Genomic DNA, 21,420 nt, shown 5'->3' on the forward strand with positions numbered 1-21,420 from the left:
TTACACCGCGTGGGATGGACAGGCTGACGTTGCTGCAGGCGATCGCTCTTGTCGCACCGGTAGGCCCCGGGCGGCGGTTTGACGTGAATGTGAGCCGTAGTTCTACAGAACCATTATTATAGTCGGCATCGATCGCTTGCACCTGGCGATGGAACACTGAACGGGCGCCATGACATGCGATACCGCTCCGAGGTCAGCCCAGCTGAGGACACCGAGCCGGTCGAGATGAGTGGCTGGCGGGGGATCGCGCTCTGCGGATTCTGTGCGTTGCTGGGCGCTCTCGCCGCCGTCGTTGCCGCCGCGACTGGCACCCTTCCACACTGGATCTGAACCGCTCAATCGCGGAGCCAGTGTCCGCCGGAATGGCGGTTTCCGGCCAAACCATCACAATGGCGCTAAAATCTAGCAGTGGAGATATCGATCCGCCTCGGCTAAGCAATTGAGGATCAGCGAAAGCATCTCTCCACCTCGCAGCCTGGGGCAATGAACGCAAATGTTCCTGCTTGCCGTTCTCGTCCTTCCTTTCGCAGGAAGCTTTATTGCGGCGCTCTTGCGGGTCAATGCACGCAACGCTGAGGCATGGCTCGCTGGAGCGGTCGCACTTACAGCTTTTTGCCTCATCGGTGCGGCTTATCCGAACGTGACGAATGGCGGCGTTGTCGGGTGGCGAACGGACTGGGTCGCTGAACTTGGACTCGCATTTGTGCTGAGGCTTGACGGGTTCGCATGGGCCTTCGCCATGCTGATCACCGGCATCGGTTTTCTGGTGGTGCTGTATGCCCGGTACTACATGTCACCCAGTGATCCCGTTCCGCGGTTCTTCTCCCTGCTGCTCGCCTTCATGGGAGCAATGCTGGGAATCGTGCTCTCCGGCAACCTGCTCCAACTGGTTTTTTTCTGGGAGCTGACCAGTCTCTTTTCATTCCTGCTGATCAGTTACTGGCACCACAACGCGGCGGCGAGAGACGGCGCGCGGATGGCGCTGGTGATCACGTCGACGGGTGGGCTTTGCCTCTTCGCCGGCGTGCTGCTCATCGGGCACATCGTCGGCAGCTATGACCTGGAGCAGGTGCTGGCTTCCGGAAACGCGATCCGTTCGCACGCGCTTTATGTCCCCGCACTCGTTCTAATCCTTCTCGGCGCTCTCACAAAAAGCGCCCAGTTCCCGTTTCATTTCTGGCTGCCGCACGCGATGGCCGCTCCAACTCCCGTTTCAGCTTATCTCCATTCGGCAACAATGGTGAAGGCCGGAGTGTTCCTTCTAGTGCGGCTCTGGCCGGCAATGGGTGGAACGAATGAATGGCTGTGGCTGGTGGGCTCGATCGGCCTGATCACGTTTTTTCTGGGCGCCTTTCTCGCCGTGTTCCAGCAGGATCTGAAGGGGCTATTGGCCTACTCGACGATCAGCCATCTCGGACTGATCACGCTTTTGACCGGACTCGATACCCCATTCGGACAGATCGCGGCGATTTTCCATATCATGAACCACGCGACCTTTAAGGCATCGCTGTTCATGGCGGCCGGCATCATCGATCACGAAACCGGCACGCGCGACATCCGCCGCCTTAGCGGGCTGTGGGCCTTCATGCCGATTACGGCGACGCTGGCCATGGTGGCTGCCGCGGCAATGGCGGGAGTGCCGCTGCTGAATGGTTTTCTGTCGAAGGAAATGTTTTTTGCCGAGACGATCGAGGTCCATGACAATTCCCTCGTCGATCAGGCGCTGCCGTACATCGTCACTCTCGCCAGCACGTTCACGGTTGCCTATTCGCTGCGCTTCATTCGCGACGTGTTCTTCGGCCCGGCTCCAACCGGCTTGCCACGCGTTCCACATGAGCCGCCCCTGTTGATGCGACTTCCGGCCGAACTGCTCGTGCTGGCATGCCTCATCGTCGGTGTCGCGCCGGCTCTCACAGTGGCGCCGATCCTCGATACGGCTGCCCGGGCGGTTCTCGGCTCCGCGATGCCGGAGTACAGCCTTCGTCTCTGGCACGGAATTACGCCTGAACTTCTGATGAGCTTCGTGGCGATGGCCGGCGGGTTGGGCGTCTACGTCATGCTGCGCTCCTACCTGCTCGCGCATGAGGGACCGCCCTTGCTCGGTCGCATCAATGGCAAGCGGATCTTTGACTGGGTGTTGGTGACATTGTCCTGGCGGTTTGCGCGATGGCTCGCCACCAATCTCGGCACGAGGCGTCTCCAACCACAATTGAGACTGCTGGCTGGCGTGGCGTTCGTCGCTGCCCTGCTGCCCCTTTACGCCCGCGGCCTCTCGCTGACGGGACCGTCAGGAAGGGAATTCGACCTCGTCTTTGGACTACTCTGGGTGGTGGGCGTTGGCTGCGCGGTGGCGGCCGCGGTCCAGGCCAAATTTCATCGGGTGGTGGCGCTGATACTGCTCGGGACCGCGGGTCTCGTCACCTGCGTCAGCTTGGTCTGGTTATCCGCTCCCGATGTCGCGCTGACGCAGATCGTCGTTGAGACGGTTACGACGGTTCTCCTGTTGCTCGGCTTGCGGTGGCTGCCGAAACGCATTGCGCGACCAGGCCCGGCAGAGGCGCCCGACAGCATTCGGTGGCACCGCGTTCGCGATTTCTCCATCGCGCTCCTCGCCGGGCTCGGTTTGGGCACGCTTGCGCTGGCGGCCATGCAGCTCCCGGACAACCACAGCATTTCGCGATACTTCGTGGAAAACGCCTACACGAAGGGGGGCGGAACCAACGTGGTGAACGTCATCCTGGTGGATTTTCGCGGGTTCGATACGCTCGGCGAGATCACCGTGCTTGCGGTCGTCGCACTGACCGTCTTTGCGCTTTTGCGCCGTTTCCGTCCGGCCCCCGAAAGCATTCCCGTTCCCGAACAGCAGCATGCCCAGGATGCCCACGACGAGGCTCATCCCGATCGACAGAAGGGCGACACTGCCAAGGACACGCTTGCTACCGCGGCATTGATGATGGGGCTGCTGTTTCCCGTGATCGGCGTCGTGGCCATTTTCCTTCTCTTGCGCGGGCACGACCTTCCGGGCGGCGGCTTCGTCGCCGGCATCGCAATGGCAACAGCGTTCATCCTGCAGTATATGGCTCGCGGCACGGTGTGGGTGGAAGCTCGTCTTCACGTCATGCCGGTGCGTTGGATGGGTTTCGGCCTCTTGCTGGCAGGGTGTGCGGGAGCTGCCGCCTGCGTTTTCGGACACCCCTTCCTGACCTCGTACTTTGCATATGCCGAACTGCCTCTGCTCGGTCGCGTCCCCACGGCTAGCGCTCTTCTCTTCGATATCGGTGTGTTCTCGCTCGTCGTCGGCGCCACGGTATTGATGCTCATCGCAATCGCGCATCAATCGCTGCGTCGCTATGGCGTGCCGCTCCAGGCGGGGCAACGCGCGCACGATGAGCGAGCGAAAGAGGAGTTGGTGTAATGGAGCTTAGCCTGGCCATCGGCATAGGTGCGCTTACGGCGTCCGGAGTGTGGCTGATCCTCAGGCCGCGCACGTTTCAAGTCATCATCGGGCTTTCGTTGCTCTCTTACGCGGTCAATCTCTTCATTGTGGCCATGGGGCGGGTGCGGACGGGAGCGCCGGTGCTGATCGCAAAGGAGATCGGGGATGCAACGAAACATGCTGACCCGCTACCACAGGCGCTCGTACTGACTGCAATCGTCATCAGTTTTGCGACGACCGCGTTGTTCCTTGTCGTTCTCCTCGCGTCGCGCGGCCTGGCGCGCACCGATCACGTCGACGGTCAGGAGCCCGAGGCGTGAGCGGAATTGCAAATCTGGTTGTTGCGCCCATCGTCCTGCCCCTGCTTGCCGGCGCAGGCATGCTGCTCTTGAATGGAGAGCGGCACCGCAACATCGTGGCTGCGGTCAATGTCGCCGCAACGGTTGCACTCGTTTGCGTCGCGGTGATCTTGCTCGGAATGTCTGATTCGGGTCACCCCGGAATCAGGGAAGTCTATCGCCTGGGCGATTGGCCTGCTCCGTTCGGAATTGTCCTCGTTCTCGATCGGCTCTCCGCGCTCATGCTGCTCCTGACCAGCATCCTGGCGTTGGCGTCGGTTGTGTTCTCTCTTGCCCGTTGGCACCGGACGGGCGCGCATTTCCATCCGCTCTTTCAGTTTCTGTTGATGGGCCTCAATGGTGCCTTCCTGACCGGCGATCTCTTCAATCTGTTTGTCTTCTTCGAGTTGTTGCTGGCCGCTTCGTACGGACTTCTGCTGCATGGTTCCGGTCTCGCACGGGTGAAGGCTGGGTTGCACTACATCGTCGTGAATCTGGTCGCGTCTCTATTGTTCCTGATCGGGGTCAGCCTGATCTATGGCGTCACCGGGACGCTCAATATGGCGGACCTCTCGGCGCGGATACCTGCAATCTCTGCGGAGAGCCGCGGTTTGCTCGAAGCAGGCGCCGGCATGCTGGCCGTGGCCTTCCTGCTCAAGGCCGGCATGTGGCCTCTGTGTTTCTGGCTGCCGACGGCCTACGCAGCGGCGAGTCCACCGGTGGCGTCGATCTTTGCGATCATGACCAAGGTCGGCGTATATATCATCCTGCGTCTATCGCTGCTGCTTTTCGGTGAGGGCAGCGGCGCGTCAGCGGGCTTCGGCAGTGACTGGCTGTTGTGGGGCGGGGTGGCGACGATCGCCTTCGGAGCAATCGGCACATTGGCATCCCAGGACACCGCCCGTCTCGGCGGCTTTTCGGTGCTCGTATCCTCCGGAACCGTGCTGGCAGCCACGGGGACCGGGCAAGTCAGCGTCACCGGCGGAGCACTGTTTTACCTGGTCAGCTCGACTCTCGGCATCAGCGCGTTCTTCCTTCTGGCCGAACTCATCGAGCGCGGCCGCGAACCGGGAGCTGACGTGATCGCCGTCACGCGAGAAGCTTACGGAGAAGACGACGATGCGGACGATACCGAAGAGGAAGTCGGCATGGCCATTGTGGCTACGATGGGATTGCTCGGCGTCGCCTTTATCGGATGCGCCCTGGTCATCGCCGGGCTTCCGCCGCTGTCGGGGTTCATAGCCAAATTCGCGCTGCTGACGGCGGCGCTTCATCCTTCAGACATGCATCCGGGCGGTGCCGTTCCCGGCAGTGGATGGGCGCTCCTGTTGGCGCTCCTCGTGTCCAGTTTTGCGGCGTTGGTCGCGCTGACCCGAGCAGGTATCCGCTCCTTCTGGGCCTCGCCAGATCGCACCGTGCCGCGTGTGCGCCTGATCGAAATGGCGCCCATCATGTTCCTGTTGATCATTTGCGCGACCCAGACAGTGCTCGCCGGTCCGGTGATGCGTTTCATGCAGGCAACGGCGCAATCGCTGCACGCCCCGGCGGGCTACGTCAGCGACGTCCTGGAGATCAGCGTCCAAGGCAGCCGAAAGGCGGGTGGCGAATGACGCGATTCCTGCCCTTTCCGCGGGTGAGCTTCTGTCTTCTCGCATTGTGGCTGCTGCTCAATCAAGCAGTCACGGTCGGACATGTCCTCCTCGGTTGTGTGATCGCGCTCGTCGGCGGGCGGATCCTCACCGTGCTGGAGCTGCCAAGCACGCACGTCAGGCGACCCGGCGTCCTTCTCCGCCTGTTGGGATTGGTAGCGATTGATATCATCCGCTCCAACTTGGCGGTTGGCCAGATCATTCTCGGCTTTGGGCGCCGGCAGCGAAAATCCGGGTTCGTGAACATTCCGCTCGATATGCGCAATCCCTACGGACTGGCCATGTTGGCTTGCATCATCACCTCGACGCCCGGAACGTTGTGGGTGAATTTCGATGCCCAGAAGGGCTTGTTGATGATCCATGTTCTCGACCTGGTCGATGAAGCCGAGTGGATCCGCACGATCAAGCAGCGCTACGAACGCCATCTGCTGGAGATATTCGAATGAGCCAGCTCTTGCTGATCTACGCGCTTGTCGCCGCGCAGGTACTTCTGGTGTTGGCTATCGGCTGTGGCGCGGTTCGCATCTTTCGGGGGCCGCGAGCACAGGATCGCGTTCTGGGCTTCGACACGGTGTCCGTGAACGCGATGTTGTTGCTTCTGACGTTCGGGATTCGATCCGGCGAAACGCTCTATTTCGAGGCGGCTCTGGCCATGGCCCTCTTCGGTTTTGTTGGTACGGTTGCGCTAGCGAAGTTTCTGCTGCGCGGCGAGGTGATGGAATGAACAGCATCGAACACCTGCCGCCCTGGGCTGCGGCTCTCACGGCATTTCTCCTTCTTGTCGGCGCCGCCGCCACACTGGTCGGTTCGCTGGGCCTTTTGCGGTTCGGCACATTCTACGAGCGCGTCCACGCGCCGACGCTCGGGACAACGCTGGGCACCGTATTCATTGCAGCTGCTTCAATCGTTTGCTTTTCGGTACTTCAGAGCAGGCCCGTGCTGCACGAAATCCTGATCATCGGGCTTGGCGTGGTAACCACGCCTATTGCGCTGACCGTATTGGTGGGCGCAGCGCGATTTCGCGATACCGCCGAAAAGAGTGCGCAAGTTCGCGGACCAGAGGGCAATTAGCGCGAGACGCGCGATTTTTTGCGGCAGGTTCCTTGATCGGCCAGTCGGCCAATCCAGGCCAAATGTCGCATTTGATTTCCTGCATCGCATGCCCACCTCTAAGTACATGATGCATGTACGCTGAGTAGTAGGCGAGTTCGCCGAAGTCTTTGCATGTTGGCCGCCTGATCGGAGGCAATCAGCCCCGAACTCAGTCCATGCCGCGTTCGCGAGGGCTGGAAGCTCGGTGCCCGGCAGAGCAGAGCAATGCACATGCCGCTCGCAAGCGAGCCGCACCGCAAACAGAGGCAGTGATGACTACAACGCTACGACGCCGGATTTATAGGACCCAGCTGCAGATCCGCCGGTAACCCGGACGATTCAGATCGTCCGGGATGGTACCTCAACATTTCTGCAACCAAAGCCGGGAGTTTCTCATGTCGGTGTTCTTCGCGCTGCTCGTCCTGACCTCATGGGTCATGTTCATCTGGATTTCAGATCCCGATGGCTTCCGCGAGGCATTCGCTCGCCGCCGAGCGCCAATTCCTCACGATCCTAAAAGGTGACGTTGGGAGGTTCACCTCCGTCACCGCGTACAACAGTTGCTTATGAGCGAGAAAGATATCGTGCGCCGCATGTTCGCGGGGCGCGATGCTTGGTTGCTTCTCGGCTCCAGATCGTCGGTCCAGGCCAACCTGGACGAACGAAGCTGGCAGGCAACAGCGTCATAGGCCCTCCGCAAGGCAACCGAATTGCCGCGCTGGTCGAGCTTGGCAGGCCATCGGGCCGGCGGCCGTTCGCAATTGTAAGGATTCTGACATGAATATCGTCGCTGCGACAGATTTCTCGACGCGGTCCAATCGCGCTTTGCGGCAGGCCGGCCTCCTGGCGCGCTCCCCTGATGCAACTCTGCACCTTGTTCATGTCGTCGACGAGGATCAGCCAGCCGAGCTGATCCGCATCGAAGAGCGTGAGGCACAGCGGGTGCTGGTTGAGCAGATCGCATCCATGCCGGAGCTGCAAAACGTTCAGTGCTACCCGATCGTGGTCAAGGGCCATCCCTTTGACGGGATATTGCGAGCGGCTGCAGCAGCCGACGCGGATCTCGTTGTAATGGGAGCCCATCGCAAGCAGTTTCTGCGCGACATCTTCACAGGCACCACAATCGAGCGTGTAATTCGCGGAGGAAGGTATCCGGTTCTGATGGTGAACAACGAGGCGCAGCGGCGCTATGAACGCGCTCTGGTGCCGGTCGATATGTCGGATACATCCGCCGATGCAATCCGCGTGGGGCTGTCCACCGGACTCTTGACACAGGGCGCAACAACGATCCTTCACGCCTTCTCGCCGATGACGAAAGCGCGATTGGTCCGCTCCGGTGCGAGCGCGGCCGTCATCAGCGGATATGTCGATAGCGAGCGTCTGAAGGCAACGGAGGAGCTGACGAAGTTTCTGGTGGCGAACAAGCTCGGCACGCAACGATGGTCTCTCCAGGTCGGCGAGGGCGGGCCCATGCAGGTCATCACCCGTGCTGTTTCGGAGAGGCAGCCTGACATGCTGGTGATGGGGACGCACGGGCGATCTGGATTGGTTCGGGCCTTGATCGGGAGCGTAACGGAAGAAGTCCTGCGTTCGTTGAGTGTGGACGTTCTCGTTGTTCCTCCCGCGGGCTCTGAACGCACAATGTCAAATCCGCTGATCGGCACCGACCCAAAGGCGTGACGCGTACCGCGGCTCATCGCTCGCCGGCGAACCCTTCTTTCCGCGAGACCACGGCTCCCGCTCTGTCCGGATGATCGATAGACTAGCGGCGCCGTCGTTCGCTGTCGCGCGCAGCCGGCTTTGCTGCTTGTGGTTTAGTTGAGCCCCGCGTGATCTTCAGCGGATCGCTGGCCGGAAAGGTTTGCTGCAATTGCCGGTCCAATTCCTCGTCGAGTTCCCGCTTCTCCCGCTGCTTCGATGTTTCGTCATGCTTTGGCATTGCTCAATCTCCGCGTTTAGCACTTGGTGACCGGCCGTCCGTGACCGGGAACAGTTGACGCCAAACCGAGCGGAATTGAGGATTTGGAATCAGCAAGGATCTTGAAGTAACAGACCGGGGCTCGGGACATCAGCGTCGCTAGTCCCGCCCGCACGGGGGACAATAGTGTTTCTCGATCATGGCACCTGCGCTCCGGCATGAAAAAACCCGCGGCGGATTGCTCCGCGCGGGTGAACTTTCGATGATGCCATTCTGCCAGTGCTTTGCCCGACGTGTCAAAGCTGAACAGCACGACGGGCAGGGATGTATCGGTTCGGCAAACGCCTAGTTGGTGCAATCAAAATGGCTAATGATTTCAATACCCCCGCTACTGTGCATGGGGTTGTTTTTCGATTTTTTTGTTTTTGCGCCGCCGAAGCCGCGCCTCAGCGCCGTCCGCGCGGTGCTTCCGCCTTGGCCGGCGGCTCGGTCTGCGGTCCGCAGCTCGCGGCAGCGAGGGTTGACTGCGCTTGCGGCATCAGGCCGGGCTCGGGGGCGAGCGCCTTCATCACGATCAGGCCGGTGGTGCTGGGGGAATCGATGATCAGGCGGTCGGCGGCGGTGATCTCTTCGTCTTCGGGCAGCTCGTTGTGCTGCGGCTCGGTCATCAGGTCGAGCTCGATCACCTTCTTGCCCGCCGAGCGGTCGTTGATGGCGTAGTAGGCGATCTCGTTGCGAGTGTAGAACGACACCGAGGTATAGGCTTGGCTGACGGGGACCGTCAGCTTGATCGGCCCGTTCGACAGATCGTAGCGGCAGATCGCGAGCGCAAAGGCCGGGTCCATGAACGGCATCGGCGAGGTCTGCGGATCGGCGAGCGGAAGCTGCGTGACCGCGTTGAGCTTGGTCATCGGCGTCAGCCGCGAATAGGCGTCCTGGGTCGCGATCCGCGGCAACGCCAGCACGCTGACGAGATGGACCACGAGGCCCAGCACCACGCCGGCAACGATGGTGAACAACAGCCGGATCATGAGCAGCCCGCCGTCGTGATCGTGGGCATCGGCGCGTCGCGCTGGGTGCGCGTGGCAACGCCGACCGGGGTGTCGTAGAGCCGCAGCATCAGCGCGTAGCGTTCGATGCCGCCGGTCGGCAGCCAGTTGCCGGCGCGCGAGCGCGAGGCGATGCGGATCTCGAACGAGCCGTCGGACTGCCGCACGATCTCCTGGCTGGTGAAGCCGTAGCGCTGCAGCGAATTGGGAACGAGATGACCCTTGCGGTCATAAAGCGTCAGCGTCCAGAACCGTGCCGGCGGTGTCACGCCGGAGACCACGACGTCGCAGCGGCCGTCGAGCACCTTCTTCTTGTCGTCGGCGGTGGCGGTGAAGGCGACGCCGTCGCCGGTGCCGATAGGCAGCTCGCCGTTGCGCACGATGGTGGCGCGCGAATAGGGATCGACGTCGGCGGTGCCGGTGCGCGGACGCGCGGTCCAGGGGCCGATGGTCAGCGCGCCGATCTCGGTGCCGCGCGTCGTCGTCATCCAGGTCGCGCCGACGCCCACCACGGTTGCGAGCAGAAGGGCCGTCAATGTGATCAGGATCAGCCGCACTTGTTCGGTCAGTTCTTGCGCGGGGCGGATGCGTTCGCATTCTCTTCCGCATAGTTCTGCGGGAAGGCGAGCGCGCTCGTGGACGATGCCGGTTTGGCTTGCTTGGGGTCGGTGGCGGCCGCTTTGGCCGCGGTCCTGGCCGCGTCATCCAGCAGCTTCTCGACGCGCACCAAAACGTCGGCGCCGCGCTTGGTCAATACGGGCGGCGGACCGGGCTTGGTCTCCAGCACCTTCGGCGCCGCATTGGCCTGTGCGTTGGTGATCCGCTCGGGCGGCAGCTTCTGGCCCATGCCGATACCGGCGATCTCCCGGACCTCGACGCCCTGATGCGCCGCGAGCATGATGTCGTGCCAGGTCTGCGCCGGCAGCGAGCCGCCGGTCATGCGGTTAGTCGGCGAATAGTCGTCATTGCCGTACCAGACCGCGCAGGTGAAATTGCCGGTGTAGCCGACGAACCAGGCGTCGCGATAGGCATTGGTGGTGCCGGTCTTGCCCGCAGTCGGAATGCCGTCGAGCGCTGCGCGGCGCGCGGTGCCTTCGCTGACGACGTGGCTCATCATGCCAGCCATGTCGGCGGCTACGGAGGCGGGAATCGCCTGGCGCGGCTTCGGCCCGTCGCGGTCCCAGCGCCAGACCGGATCGCCCGCGCCGGTGCGCACTTCCAGCACGGAATGCGGCGTCACTGCCTTGCCGCGGTTGGGGAAGGTCGCATATGCCACCGCGTGCTCGAGCACGGTGACTTCGTCCGAGCCGATCGGCAGCGACGGCGTGTCGGGCAGCGGTGCCTTGAGGCCGAAGCGGCGCGCGACCTCGACGATCTTGGCGCGGCCGATCTTGGCCGGGTTCGGCGCCTTCGGCTGCTCCTTCTGGCCGATCGCGATCGACAGCTTGACGGGTACAACGTTGATCGAGCGCGTGATCGCCTGCGTCAGTGTCACCGCGCCGGAATAGGAATGGCCATAGTTCTGCGGGCACCAATTGCCGATGCAGACCGGGCCGTCGACCACGATCGAATTCGGCGTGAAGCCGTTGAGGAGCGCGGTGGTGTAGACGTAAGGCTTGAACGACGAGCCCGGCTGGCGGTAGGCGTCTGTGGCGCGGTTGAATTGGCTGGCGCCGTAGTCGCGGCCGCCGACCATGGCGCGGATGCCGCCGTCGAGATCGGAGACGACGGTCGCGGCCTGCGTCGCGTGATAGTCGCGGCCGAACTGGCGCAGCTGGTTCTCGACCGCGTCCTCCGCCGCCTTCTGCACGTTGGTGTCGATCGCGAGCCGGACCACGAAGACGCGCTCAGTGTAGGATTTCGGGAAGGTGTCGACCAGCTTGCGCATCTCGTCGAAGGCGTAGTCGAGATAATAATTCGGCGACGCCTCGTAGCGGCGGTCGACCGCGAAGGCGGGGTTGCGGCGGGCGCCGAACACCTGGCCCTCGGTCATGAAGCCGGCGTCGACGAGATTGTCGAGAACGACATTGGCGCGGGCGCGGGCGGCGGGCAGGTTGATGTGGGGCGCGTATTTGGTCGGCGCCTTGAACAGGCCGGCGAGCATCGCGGCTTCGGCGAGCGTCACGTCACGTGCCGACTTGTTGAAGTAGAAATGCGCGGCGCCGTCGACGCCGAAGGTGCCGCCGCCCATATAGGCGCGGTCGAGATACAGTTTGAGGATCTCGTTCTTGGTCAGGCGCCATTCCAGCCAGACCGCGAGGAAGGCTTCGTTGACCTTGCGCTCGATGGTGCGCTCGTTGCTCAGGAACAGGTTCTTGGCGAGCTGCTGGGTGATCGAAGAGCCGCCCTGGCGGACGCCGCCGGCCTGGGCGTTGGTGACGAGCGCGCGCGCGGTGCCGGCGATGTCGATGCCGAAATGCTCGTAGAAGCGGCGGTCCTCGGTCGCGAGCGTCGCCTTGATCAGCACGTCCGGAAAATCTTCCAACGGGATCGAATCGTTGTGCTTGATGCCGCGGCTGCCGATCGGGTTGCCGTAGCGGTCGAGGAAGGTCACCGCGAGGTCGGACTTCTTCAGCCAGTCCTCGTCCGCGGTCTCGCGGAAGGCGGGGATGGCGAGGGTCAGCATCACAACCAGGCCGCCGAGGCCCAGCGTCGCGGCCTCCGACAGCGGCTCGATGAACACCCAGCGCTTCCAACGCCCGACATAGAAGCGGTCCATGAAGGTCGAGTAGCGCTCGTAGAGCTCGCGGATGCCCTTGGCCGAGGAGAACAGCGAGGAGTCGATGCGCGCATCGAGGTCCAGGAAGAAATTCCGGATCCGGGCCTTCCAATGCGGTGGTATGATCTGGCGCACCTAGAACCCTTGCGGCTTGGTTCGAAAGCGTTCAAGCACCCGGCCGGGGGCGGCATCGAGACGTCTTGCGGGAGTGTTGCGGCAAACCCAAGGCGCCCGGCCAGCGACGGTGGGGACTCGCTGTTCCTTCTAGCCGAGCAGGGCCTATAAACCAATGGTCACGCTTGCGATTTTGAACAACAGGCCTAATTGACCCCGGTTCATTACGGGCCTCACGCGGGCGTTGCTTGCAGCCCCACGGCCGCACGCCCTAGATGGCACCAACCGTAGCTCTTTCGAACTTTTGTTGAGGCGCATGACCGCAGCTCCCAAACGACCTTCAGGCCAGGAAGGATTCTTCTGGAAAACCAAGACGTTGGAAGAGATGTCGGGGCCCGAATGGGAGAGCCTGTGCGACGGCTGCGGCCGCTGCTGCCTGAACAAGCTCGAGGAAGATGGCACCGGCGACATCTATTTCACCCATGTCGGCTGCAAGCTGCTCGATGGGGTGACCTGCGGCTGCAAGGACTACGCGAATCGTTCCGACAAGGTTCCGGACTGCGTCCGCCTGACCCCGGCCAATGTCCGCACCCTGAACTGGCTGCCGCCGAGCTGCGGCTACAAGCTTGTTGCGGAAGGCCGCGACCTCTATTGGTGGCATCCCCTGGTGTCAGGCGATCCCGACACCGTGCATGACGCGGGCGTCTCCGTACGCGGACGGGTCGAAGGCAGCGAGGTCGAGATTCCGGACGATGAGCTCGAGAACCACATCGTGCAGTGGCCGGCGCAGCTGCCAAAACGGGCGCGCCTGAAGCGACGTCCGAAGGACTGATCCGCCGCACCAGGTAGATCACGTCCTCGCGATGGCCGTGGGGTGGGATGCTCCCATGCGCCGCGGTGCCTGCCTGAGAAGAACTTTGCTGTCTACATTGACTGCATAGAACGAATCCTTCGCGGTGTTGCGCCGCCTCATGGCTTCCGGTCGAGATGAACAAGTTCGAGCGGCAGAGCAGTTCTGCCGACACCCAGACATTGCCCGACGACATCGCCGAGGAATTGTCGCGCCTTCCGAGCGAGGTCTTGAGCGTCGATGACGCTCCTTCGCTCGCGCCGCCGGCGCCGCTGTCGCAGGACGAGGTCCGCACCATCGTCATCAGCCTGATGTTGACGATGTTCCTGGCCGCACTGGACCAGACCATCGTCGCCACCGCGCTGCCGACCATCGGACGCCAGTTCCACGACGTCTCCAATCTCTCCTGGGTCATCACCGCCTATCTGCTCGCCTCGACCGCGGTCGCGCCGGTTTTCGGCACGCTCAGCGACATCTACGGGCGCCGTGTGATGATCATCATCTCGCTCAGCCTGTTCGTCGCGGGCTCGGTGCTGTGCGCGATCGCTCCGAACCTGCCGATGCTGATTCTTGCACGCGGTCTCCAGGGACTGGGTGGCGGCGGCATCATGCCGGTGGTGCAGACCGTGATCTCCGACGTCGTGAGCCCACGCGAGCGCGGCCAGTATCAAGCCTATTTCTCCAGCGTCTGGATGGTCGGCGGCATTCTCGGCCCGGTCATCGGCGGCGTGTTCGCCGAGCATCTGCACTGGTCGATGATCTTCTGGATCAATGTGCCGCTCGCGGCGGCGGCGATCGCGTTGCTGCTGCCCAGGATGAAGAAGATTCCGGTGTTCCACCGCAAGCGCAAGGTCGACTGGATCGGCGGCGTGCTGCTGATGGCCTCTGCCGTCGTCTTCATGCTGGTGCTGACCTGGGGGGGCACGCGCTTCCCGTGGCTCTCGCCCACCGTGCTTGCGATGGTGGGCGGCGCTGTAGCGCTCGCGGTCACCTTCGTGTGGCACGCGCGCCGGGCGGAAGAGCCGTTCCTGCCGCTGCCGCTGCTCGGAGGATCGGTTGTGCCGTTCGGGCTGACGGCCGGCGGTTGCGCGCTCGGTGCGATCACGGGCCTCACGGTGCAGCTGCCGCTCTATTACGAGGCGGTCTATCACCTCAGCGCCAGCGAAGCGGGCCTCGCGCTGATTCCGCTCGCGGCGGTCTCGACCTGCGGCGCGGCCATCGCTGGTCGCACCATGGCGCGGGCCAAGCACTACAAGCGGGTCGCCATCGTAGGAACGTCCTGGGCAGCGCTGTGCGGCCTCGGCCTCACGTTGACGACGTTGCCGCTCTGGGCGCTGCTGACGCTGATGGCTGCGTTTGCGCTTGGCCTCGGCACCACCTTTCCGGTCTGCGTCGTCTCGGTGCAGAATTCGGTCGCCCGTCCGCAGGTCGGCACCATCACGGGCGCGTTGAACTTCTTCCGCTCGCTTATGTCCTCGTTCACGGTTGCGGCGTTCGCGGCCATCCTGCTCATCGCGCTCGGTGCCGACGTTCCGCTCGCCGGCGAGCATCACGGCGCCGTCAATGCGATCCCCGCGGACGACATGCGGCATGCGTTCCGCTACGTCTTCGGCGCCGCCACCGCGCTGATGGCTGGCGCCGCGCTCTGCCTGATCATGATGGAGGAGCGGCCGCTGGCCGGTCCGTCCACGACGCAACCCGTCGAGATGGCGGAATAAGAACCGCTAGCCGCGGCGTCCGTCCGGAAAGCTGCTGCTTCGCGGCAATCGAATCGTGAACTCGGTGAACGCGCCGGGCTCCGTCGCGACGTCGATTGTGCCGCCGTGCTGCTTCACCACGATATCGTGGCTCATCGACAATCCGAGGCCGGTGCCTTCGCCGGCCGGCTTGGTGGTGAAGAACGGATCGAACATCTTTTCCTTCACCTCGTGCGGAATGCCGGTGCCATTGTCGCGGATGCGGATCTCGATACTGTCGCCCCGGTCGCGTGTCGCGGCGATCACTACCGGCTCGTAATCGGCGGCGCCGTCATCCGACTTGCGCTTGGCGACCGCGTGGAAGCCATTCGAGATTAGGTTCAGCAGCACCCGGGTGATCTCCTGCGGAAACACTTCCGCTTGTCCGGCCGCCGGATCGAGCTCGCGCTTCAGCGTCACGTGGAACTGTGGCTTCTCGGCGCGGGCGCCGTGATAGGCGAGGTTGAGGCTCTCCTCGACCAGTGCGTTGATGTCGCTCAGCCGATGCTCGCCGCCGCCCTCGCGGGAATGCAGCAGCATGTTCTTGACGATGGAGTCGGCGCGCCTGCCATGCTGCACGATCTTCGCGAGATTGTCCTTCAACAGTCCGGTCAGCTCGTCGACCTCGCTACGAACGTCGTCCGCGAGCGGGACAGGCGCGAGCGCCGCGTTCAGCTCGTCCGTCAGCTCGGCGGAGAGCGATGCAAAGTTGTTGACGAAGTTGAGCGGGTTCTTGATCTCGTGCGCGATGCCGGCGGTGAGCTGGCCGAGCGAAGCCAGCTTCTCGGTCTGGACCAGCCGGTCCTGGGCAGCGCGCAAATCGTCGAGCGATTTGGCGAGGTCCCGGGTGCGGTCCTGCACCTCGTTGAACAGGCGCGTGTTCTCGATGGCGATCACGGCCTGGTCTGCAAAGGTCTTGAGCAGGGCGATCGCCTTGTCCGGGAAAGGACCGGCCTCCGGCCGCGTCACGCCGATGGTGCCGATCGCGACGCCGTCGCGTAGCATCGGGATCACGAGGATGCTGCGATAGCCTCGCGTCCGCGCCAGCTCTCTCATGGCGTCCGTGAGGTCGGGCTCGTTCTGCATGTCGCTGCGGAATGCGAACTCTCCGCTTCTTGCCACCCGGCTGTGAATGCCGGATGCCGACAGCGGCACCGGGAACGAATTGAGCAGCTCTTCATTGCCGGCTTCGTTGTCGGTGCTGAAGGCGGCCAGGTGCAGCAGGTCGTCGATGACGCGCGTGACGGTGGAGGAATGTCCGCCGACCAGGGACTTGGCGCTGTCGGAGATCGCCTGGAACACCGGCGTCACATCCGCGGGCGAGGCCGCGATCACCTTGAGGATGTCGGCGGTCGCGGTCTGCCGTTCCAGCGCTTCCCTCGTGGTGTTGAACAGGCTGACATTCTTGATCGCAATCACCGCCTGGTCAGCGAAGGTCTGCAATAGCCGCACGTGATGCTCGCCGAACGCGCCGGTCGCGCGCCGCGTGGCGATGATGACGCCGATCGCCGCGCCGTCGCTCATCAAGGGCGCGAACAGCATGCTGCGGTAGCCCCGGGCGCGCGCGATGTCGCGGGCTGCGGGTTCGACTTCGGTGTCGGGCAATTGCGCCGCCACACCATTGGCCACGAGCCGGTAGGGCGGGAACTGCGCGAATGGCACCGGGAACGAGGCCTGCAGCACGCGATCGCCGGCCGGATCGGTCGGCGTGAACGCCGCAAGGTGCGCCGCGCCCCCAATGTAGCGCAGCACCGCGGTGGAGAAGCCGCCGATCAGCCGGTTGGCATTGGCCGCGATGGCGTCGAACACCGGCTGTACGTCGGACGGCGAGGCGGCCATCACTTTCAGAATGTCGGCGGTGGCGGTCTGACGCTCCAGCGTCTCGCGTGTCTCGTTGAACAGGCGCGCATTCTCGATCGCGATCACTGCCTGATCGGCGAAGGTCTGGAGCAGCTGGACGTGGTCGGCTGCGAACGCGCCGGGCTCGGCGCGCGTGACGCTGATCATGCCGACTGGCGTCGCCCGATTCATCAGGGGCATGAACAGCACGCTGCGGAAGCCGCGCAGCCGCGCAAGGTTCCGATTCAGCTCCGGGACCTCCGCGGCTTCGCTATCGGGAAACTGGATCGTCTCGCCGCCACGCACCAGCGCAAAGGTCGGAAAGTCGGCAATCTTGCGCGGGAACGACGCCTTGAGCCCTTCGTCCGCCTCGGGGCTCGTTGGTGTAAACGCCACGAGGTGGAGCTCGTCCTCGATGAACTGAAGCACGGTGGCGGAGAAGCCGCCGAGCAAGCGCCGGGAGCTGGACGCGATCGCCTCGAAGACCGGCCGGGCATCGGACGGAGAGGCCGCGATGGTGCGCAGAATCCCGGCGCTGGCGTTCTGACGATCGCGCGCAATCGCGAGCTCGCTGCGAAGCTGCGCGTTCTCGGCTGTGGCCGCCTGCAACAGGCGTTTAAATTCCGCGATGTCGTTGGAAGGGGCGGTCATTCGCAATCCGGCTTGATGCCGCGACAAGCGCGGCACCGAGGCGGATTATCACATCTCCTGCGGCCGGAGCCAGCCTCCGCGACAGCGAGTTTTGCTGCCGGAATCCGGCCCGCTTCACGTGCCCGGCCGCGACACCTCGGTCTCCTTGCTGGTGATGAACTCCAGCAGCACGGGAACGCCTTCCTGCGTCTTCTGGATGCCGCGCCTGATCGCGGGGGTGATGTCCTCAGGTCTCGTCACCCGCTCTCCATAGCCGCCGAAGGCGCGCGCCATCGCGGCGTAGTCTCCGGAAATGTCGGTCGAGCGATATTTCTCGGTCGAGACCGGCATCACCTTCAATTCGATCGCCATTGAAAAATTGTTCAGCAGGATCGACATGATCGGGATGCGCTCGCGCACCGCGGTCTCGAAATCCATGCCGGTGAAGCCGATCGCGGCGTCGCCCCAGACATTGATGCAGAGCTTGTCAGGCTTTGCGAGCTTTGCGCCCATGGCCAGCCCAAGGCCGTAGCCGAGTTGCGTCGTCTTGCCCCAGCCAAGATAGGTGAGGGGCTCGACCGACTTCCAGAACGGCGAAAGCTGGTCGCGGGGGCTGCCGGCATCGTGGGTGATGATGGTGTTGCGGATGTCGACGGTATGTTGCAGGTCCCACAGCACGCGATAGGGGCTCAAGGGCGCATCATTGCTGGTGAGCTTCGGCATCCATTTCGCCAGCCACTCCTTGTGCGAAGCCGCGATCTCGGCTGCCACCGCCGACGCGTCGCGATCCGCGCTGACGGTCTTGCCGATCTCCTCCAGCAGCGCGTCGAGCACAAGCCCGGCATCGCCGACGAGGCCAATCCTGGCTTCCACGTCCTTGTTGAGATGGTTCGGATCGAGTGTGGAGTGGATGATGGTTTTGTCTTTGGGCATCGCGATGCCGAAGCTTGTTTCAGTGAAGGAGCAGCCGATGCCGAAAATGAGGTCGGCCTCAGCCAGAAACTTCGGCACGGCGCGCGGCACCGCAAGGCCGCCGGAGCCGAGCGAGAGCGGATGCGTTTCCGGGAAGGACGATTTGCCCCCAAGGCTGGTCGTGACGGGAATGGCGAGCCGTTCGGCCAGCCGCTTCAGTTGTGGCCACGCCTGGGCGTAATGCACGCCCTGGCCGGCATAGATCGCCGCGCGCTTGGCGTTGACGAGCAGGTCGGCCGCCTCCTTCATATGAATGGGATCCGCGCCGTAGCGGGTGCGCAGCACAGGCGTGTAGTTCAGCGGCTCCGGCACCTCCTCGTTCCACATGTCCGCAGGGATCTCGACGATCACAGGGCCGCCGCGGCCGTTCTTCAGCTTGGTAAAGGCGCGGCGAAAAATGTTGGCGACTTCCGCGGCCAGGATGATCGGCTCCGACGATTTCGAAAACGCCTTCATCGCCTCGCTGGAATTGAAGTTCGGCTCGATATGCGCAAGCCTGCGCTGATAGCCCATTGGCAGCACCAGTACGGGAACGGATTCGCCGTAGCATTGCGCAACGCCGCCCATCGCATTCTCCGCACCGGGGCCATGCTGCATGCAGAACGCGCCGATCGAGCGTCCCGATGTCACCCGCGAGATCGCATCCGCCATGTGGATGCCGACGCGCTCCTGCCGCACCATCACCGGCCGGATATCGGCCTTGGCCGCATGCTCGATCAGATGGTTGACCGGATAGCCGCAGAGGATCCCGATCCCCTCGCGCTTCATGATTTCCGCAATCGCGGTGCCGAGCTTCATGGCGTCTCTCTCCCTGGCGTAGGCCGGTTGCTCCGGCCGATTAGGGGAGAGAGGATCAGGAAATCCGGGGAGGGTAAAGCGCGGACGATGAGAGTCGCGGTGGGTCAGCTATGCAGCGAGTGCCATAGCCCGGATGGAGCGCAGCGCAATCCGGGGCCGTTCCACCCGGATAGACCAGTGACGAATTTCGCTGCGCTCCATCCGGACTACGACCGCTACTTGCAGCTTTGGCAGATCATCAGCTTGCGTTTCAGCGACTCGCCTTCTTGATCGATCAATTGCTCAGCGGCGCCTTTCGCACCCGGATCGGCCCTGGAGCCCTTCGCATTGCGTGACCTCACAGGCGGGACTACCTGGCTCGAGGTGTCGTTGCCGTCGCCGATACCTACGCTGAAGCCATCGTAGTCGGCAGCTGGGTTCGGCGCCGATGGAAGCCCGCCGATCACCGGCGGCGAAGCTTCTCTGATGGATGCTGCCGGCGGAGGTCTGGAAGTTTTGGCGCCCGCATGCGGCGGCGATGCATTGGGCGGAGAAAGCGAAACCGACGGCGCGGCCGAAGTCTGCCCTCTCGCGCTGTCCTGCGACCAGACGCCAACAAAGATGAGGCTGAAAGCCAAGAGCATCACGCTTCTCATCCGCATCCTTCAAGCCGCCGTGGTTCGTCGATTGACAGTGTGAAGCGTATCAGGACCCGCATGGTCGTCAAAGCGCCGCAGCCCGGATTTCGCTACCGGGAATATAGTTCACAAAGCGTGACCGGCCCGCCGCGCACCAAGCCAGGCCCTGTCAAGTCAAAGAGGAATTTAACGCTTGCGCCCTAACTTGCGCTCGCCATGAGTGACCAGGTCGTCCACAGCGAGGTTCAACCGTTTTCGGCGCGTGCGGCGCTTCCCTGGCTGGTGAGCCTTGGCGTCTATGGCCTGCTGCTGATCCTTGGACCGCGGCTGCTCAATGATCCCGACAGCTATTCCCACATCGAGGTCGGGCGCTGGATCATCGCGCATGGCACGCTGCCAGCGACCGACCCATTTTCCTTTTCGAGGCACGGCGCTCCCTGGATCACCTTCGAATGGCTCTCGGAGGTGATCTACGCCGCAGCCTACGCGCTCGCCGGCTGGCCAGGCGTCCTCGTCGTCGGCGCCGCGGCGATAGCGCTCGCCTTTGGCCTGTTCACCTTCTTCCTGCTGCGCGAGCTTTCGCCGACCCAGACGCTGCTCATGGTGATCGTGGCCGTCATCCTCTTGGCGCCGCATATGCTGGCGCGGCCACATGTACTGGTGCTGCCGCTGATGGTGACCTGGGCGGCGGCCCTGGTACGCTGCATGGATTGTCGAGGGCCTCCGCCGTACTGGGCCCTTCCGCTGCTGGTCGTGTGGGCCAATCTGCACGGCAGTGTGGTGCTGGCGCTTGGACTGATCGGCCCTGCAGGGCTCGAGGCGCTGCTCTGCGAGGAGCGTAGTGAATGGCCACGCGTATTCCTGCGTTGGCTGCCGTTCACGGCGCTTGCGGTCGCGGCGTCCTGCCTGACCCCCTACGGGCCGGAACCGCTGCTGATGCCGCTGACCACGCTCGGCCTCGGCCCCGCGCTCGGTTGGATCGCGGAATGGCGGCCGCAGGATTTCAGCCATATAGGCTTCTTCGAGCTGTTGCTGCTGGCCGGGATCTTCGCGCTCTCGCGCGGCGTGACGCTGCCGGTGGTCCGGGCCTTGGTCGTGATCGGCTTGCTGCATTTCGCGCTGGCCCAGATCCGCAATGCGGATCTGCTGGCCATGCTGGCGCCGCTCTATCTGGCGGCTCCGCTGGGGCGAAAGTTCGGCGGACCGATTGGGAAAGATGCGGCCGGCTCGTCGCGCCGCCTGAACCTGGCCGCCCTCGGTGTGTTGATTGCGGTGAGCGGGGCGACGCTGGCCCGTGATATACGGCCGGCTCCGGCCATCACCCCTCAGGCTGCCATCGCTGAAGCCAACCTCGCCGCAGCGGGGCACGTGCTCAACGATTATACCTTCGGTGGCTATTTGATCTTTGCCGGCATTCCCACCTTTATCGACGGTCGCGGTGAACTGTACGGGGGAGCGTTCATCAACCGCTACAATCGCGCCCTGGCGCTCGTCGATCTCGGCGACTTTCTCAGATTGCTCGACGAATACAGCATCGGCGCGACGTTGCTCGCGCCGGGGACGCCGGCTATAGCGATGCTGGACCGGCTGCCCCAATGGCAGCGCGTCTACAGCGACGACGTGGCGGTCGTGCACAAGCGGCGAGATATACCGCAAAGATAGA

At 63.5% G+C, this 21,420-nt stretch carries 19 protein-coding genes; 12 read left to right on the forward strand and 7 right to left on the reverse strand.

Annotated features, from left to right (window positions below):
* The first annotated feature begins 174 nt into the window (after positions 1-174).
* From ACIPUD_RS17195 to ACIPUD_RS17235, 9 genes are all read left to right on the forward strand, one after another.
* A complete protein-coding gene (locus tag ACIPUD_RS17195) occupies positions 175-330 on the forward strand; it encodes a hypothetical protein (RefSeq protein ID WP_158091577.1) in 156 nt (51 codons plus the stop codon).
* Positions 331-493: 163 nt separating this feature from the next.
* Complete coding sequence (locus ACIPUD_RS17200; protein ID WP_446481208.1) at positions 494-3,415, forward strand: monovalent cation/H+ antiporter subunit A; 2,922 nt, start codon at positions 494-496, stop codon at positions 3,413-3,415.
* On the forward strand, positions 3,415-3,756 hold the full coding sequence (locus ACIPUD_RS17205; RefSeq protein ID WP_018458528.1) for a Na+/H+ antiporter subunit C: 342 nt from the start codon (positions 3,415-3,417) through the stop codon (positions 3,754-3,756). Before ACIPUD_RS17200 ends, ACIPUD_RS17205 begins: the two co-directional genes overlap by 1 nt.
* Positions 3,753-5,384 (forward strand): monovalent cation/H+ antiporter subunit D, encoded by a 1,632-nt coding sequence (locus tag ACIPUD_RS17210; RefSeq protein WP_446481209.1) that lies wholly within the window; start codon positions 3,753-3,755, stop codon positions 5,382-5,384. Before ACIPUD_RS17205 ends, ACIPUD_RS17210 begins: the two co-directional genes overlap by 4 nt.
* A complete protein-coding gene (locus tag ACIPUD_RS17215) occupies positions 5,381-5,869 on the forward strand; it encodes a Na+/H+ antiporter subunit E (protein ID WP_085352293.1) in 489 nt (162 codons plus the stop codon). The genes ACIPUD_RS17210 and ACIPUD_RS17215 overlap by 4 nt, the downstream gene beginning before the upstream one ends.
* Entirely contained in the window at positions 5,866-6,147 is a 282-nt protein-coding gene (locus tag ACIPUD_RS17220) for a K+/H+ antiporter subunit F (protein WP_085352294.1), read from the forward strand. Before ACIPUD_RS17215 ends, ACIPUD_RS17220 begins: the two co-directional genes overlap by 4 nt.
* On the forward strand, positions 6,144-6,494 hold the full coding sequence (mnhG, locus tag ACIPUD_RS17225) for a monovalent cation/H(+) antiporter subunit G (protein ID WP_247455576.1): 351 nt from the start codon (positions 6,144-6,146) through the stop codon (positions 6,492-6,494). Before ACIPUD_RS17220 ends, mnhG begins: the two co-directional genes overlap by 4 nt.
* Positions 6,495-6,910: 416 nt before the next feature.
* Positions 6,911-7,039 (forward strand): hypothetical protein, encoded by a 129-nt coding sequence (locus ACIPUD_RS17230; RefSeq protein WP_018458533.1) that lies wholly within the window; start codon positions 6,911-6,913, stop codon positions 7,037-7,039.
* Positions 7,040-7,292: 253 nt separating this feature from the next.
* Complete coding sequence (locus tag ACIPUD_RS17235) at positions 7,293-8,195, forward strand: universal stress protein (RefSeq protein ID WP_018458534.1); 903 nt, start codon at positions 7,293-7,295, stop codon at positions 8,193-8,195.
* A gap of 82 nt (positions 8,196-8,277) precedes the next feature.
* Here ACIPUD_RS17235 and ACIPUD_RS17240 read toward each other — a convergent pair whose 3' ends face one another.
* The 4 genes from ACIPUD_RS17240 to ACIPUD_RS17255 form a co-directional block, all read right to left on the reverse strand.
* Positions 8,278-8,454, reverse strand: coding sequence for a hypothetical protein (locus tag ACIPUD_RS17240; RefSeq protein WP_018458535.1), 177 nt, complete (start codon positions 8,452-8,454; stop codon positions 8,278-8,280).
* 425 nt (positions 8,455-8,879) lie between these two features.
* Positions 8,880-9,464 (reverse strand): DUF1254 domain-containing protein, encoded by a 585-nt coding sequence (locus ACIPUD_RS17245; RefSeq protein ID WP_018458536.1) that lies wholly within the window; start codon positions 9,462-9,464, stop codon positions 8,880-8,882.
* Positions 9,461-10,039 (reverse strand): DUF1214 domain-containing protein, encoded by a 579-nt coding sequence (locus ACIPUD_RS17250; RefSeq protein ID WP_007593444.1) that lies wholly within the window; start codon positions 10,037-10,039, stop codon positions 9,461-9,463. Before ACIPUD_RS17250 ends, ACIPUD_RS17245 begins: the two co-directional genes overlap by 4 nt.
* Positions 10,040-10,047: 8 nt before the next feature.
* On the reverse strand, positions 10,048-12,336 hold the full coding sequence (locus tag ACIPUD_RS17255; RefSeq protein WP_085352296.1) for a transglycosylase domain-containing protein: 2,289 nt from the start codon (positions 12,334-12,336) through the stop codon (positions 10,048-10,050).
* A 295-nt stretch (positions 12,337-12,631) separates the two neighbouring features.
* On the opposite strand from ACIPUD_RS17255, the gene ACIPUD_RS17260 reads away from it, so the two are divergent.
* Positions 12,632-13,147 (forward strand): YcgN family cysteine cluster protein, encoded by a 516-nt coding sequence (locus ACIPUD_RS17260; RefSeq protein WP_026233606.1) that lies wholly within the window; start codon positions 12,632-12,634, stop codon positions 13,145-13,147.
* Between the two features lie 155 nt (positions 13,148-13,302).
* The gene (locus tag ACIPUD_RS17265; RefSeq protein WP_018458540.1) at positions 13,303-14,883 is read left to right on the forward strand and encodes an MDR family MFS transporter; all 1,581 of its coding nucleotides are present in this window, start codon (positions 13,303-13,305) and stop codon (positions 14,881-14,883) included.
* Positions 14,884-14,889: 6 nt separating this feature from the next.
* Here ACIPUD_RS17265 and ACIPUD_RS17270 read toward each other — a convergent pair whose 3' ends face one another.
* The 3 genes from ACIPUD_RS17270 to ACIPUD_RS17280 all read right to left on the reverse strand — a co-directional run bounded on the left by ACIPUD_RS17270 (position 14,890) and on the right by ACIPUD_RS17280 (position 19,775).
* Entirely contained in the window at positions 14,890-17,391 is a 2,502-nt protein-coding gene (locus ACIPUD_RS17270; RefSeq protein WP_446481210.1) for a GAF domain-containing protein, read from the reverse strand.
* A 114-nt stretch (positions 17,392-17,505) separates the two neighbouring features.
* Positions 17,506-19,140, reverse strand: a complete 1,635-nt coding sequence (locus tag ACIPUD_RS17275) for a thiamine pyrophosphate-requiring protein (protein ID WP_018458542.1) — start codon at positions 19,138-19,140, stop codon at positions 17,506-17,508.
* 215 nt (positions 19,141-19,355) lie between these two features.
* Positions 19,356-19,775, reverse strand: coding sequence for a hypothetical protein (locus ACIPUD_RS17280; protein ID WP_446481211.1), 420 nt, complete (start codon positions 19,773-19,775; stop codon positions 19,356-19,358).
* A gap of 198 nt (positions 19,776-19,973) precedes the next feature.
* Here ACIPUD_RS17280 and ACIPUD_RS17285 point away from each other — a divergent pair, with 198 nt between their 5' ends.
* Positions 19,974-21,419 (forward strand): hypothetical protein, encoded by a 1,446-nt coding sequence (locus tag ACIPUD_RS17285; RefSeq protein ID WP_247366786.1) that lies wholly within the window; start codon positions 19,974-19,976, stop codon positions 21,417-21,419.
* Position 21,420 lies beyond the last annotated feature (1 nt).

The sequence above is a fragment of the Bradyrhizobium sp. CAR08 genome (assembly GCF_052871955.1).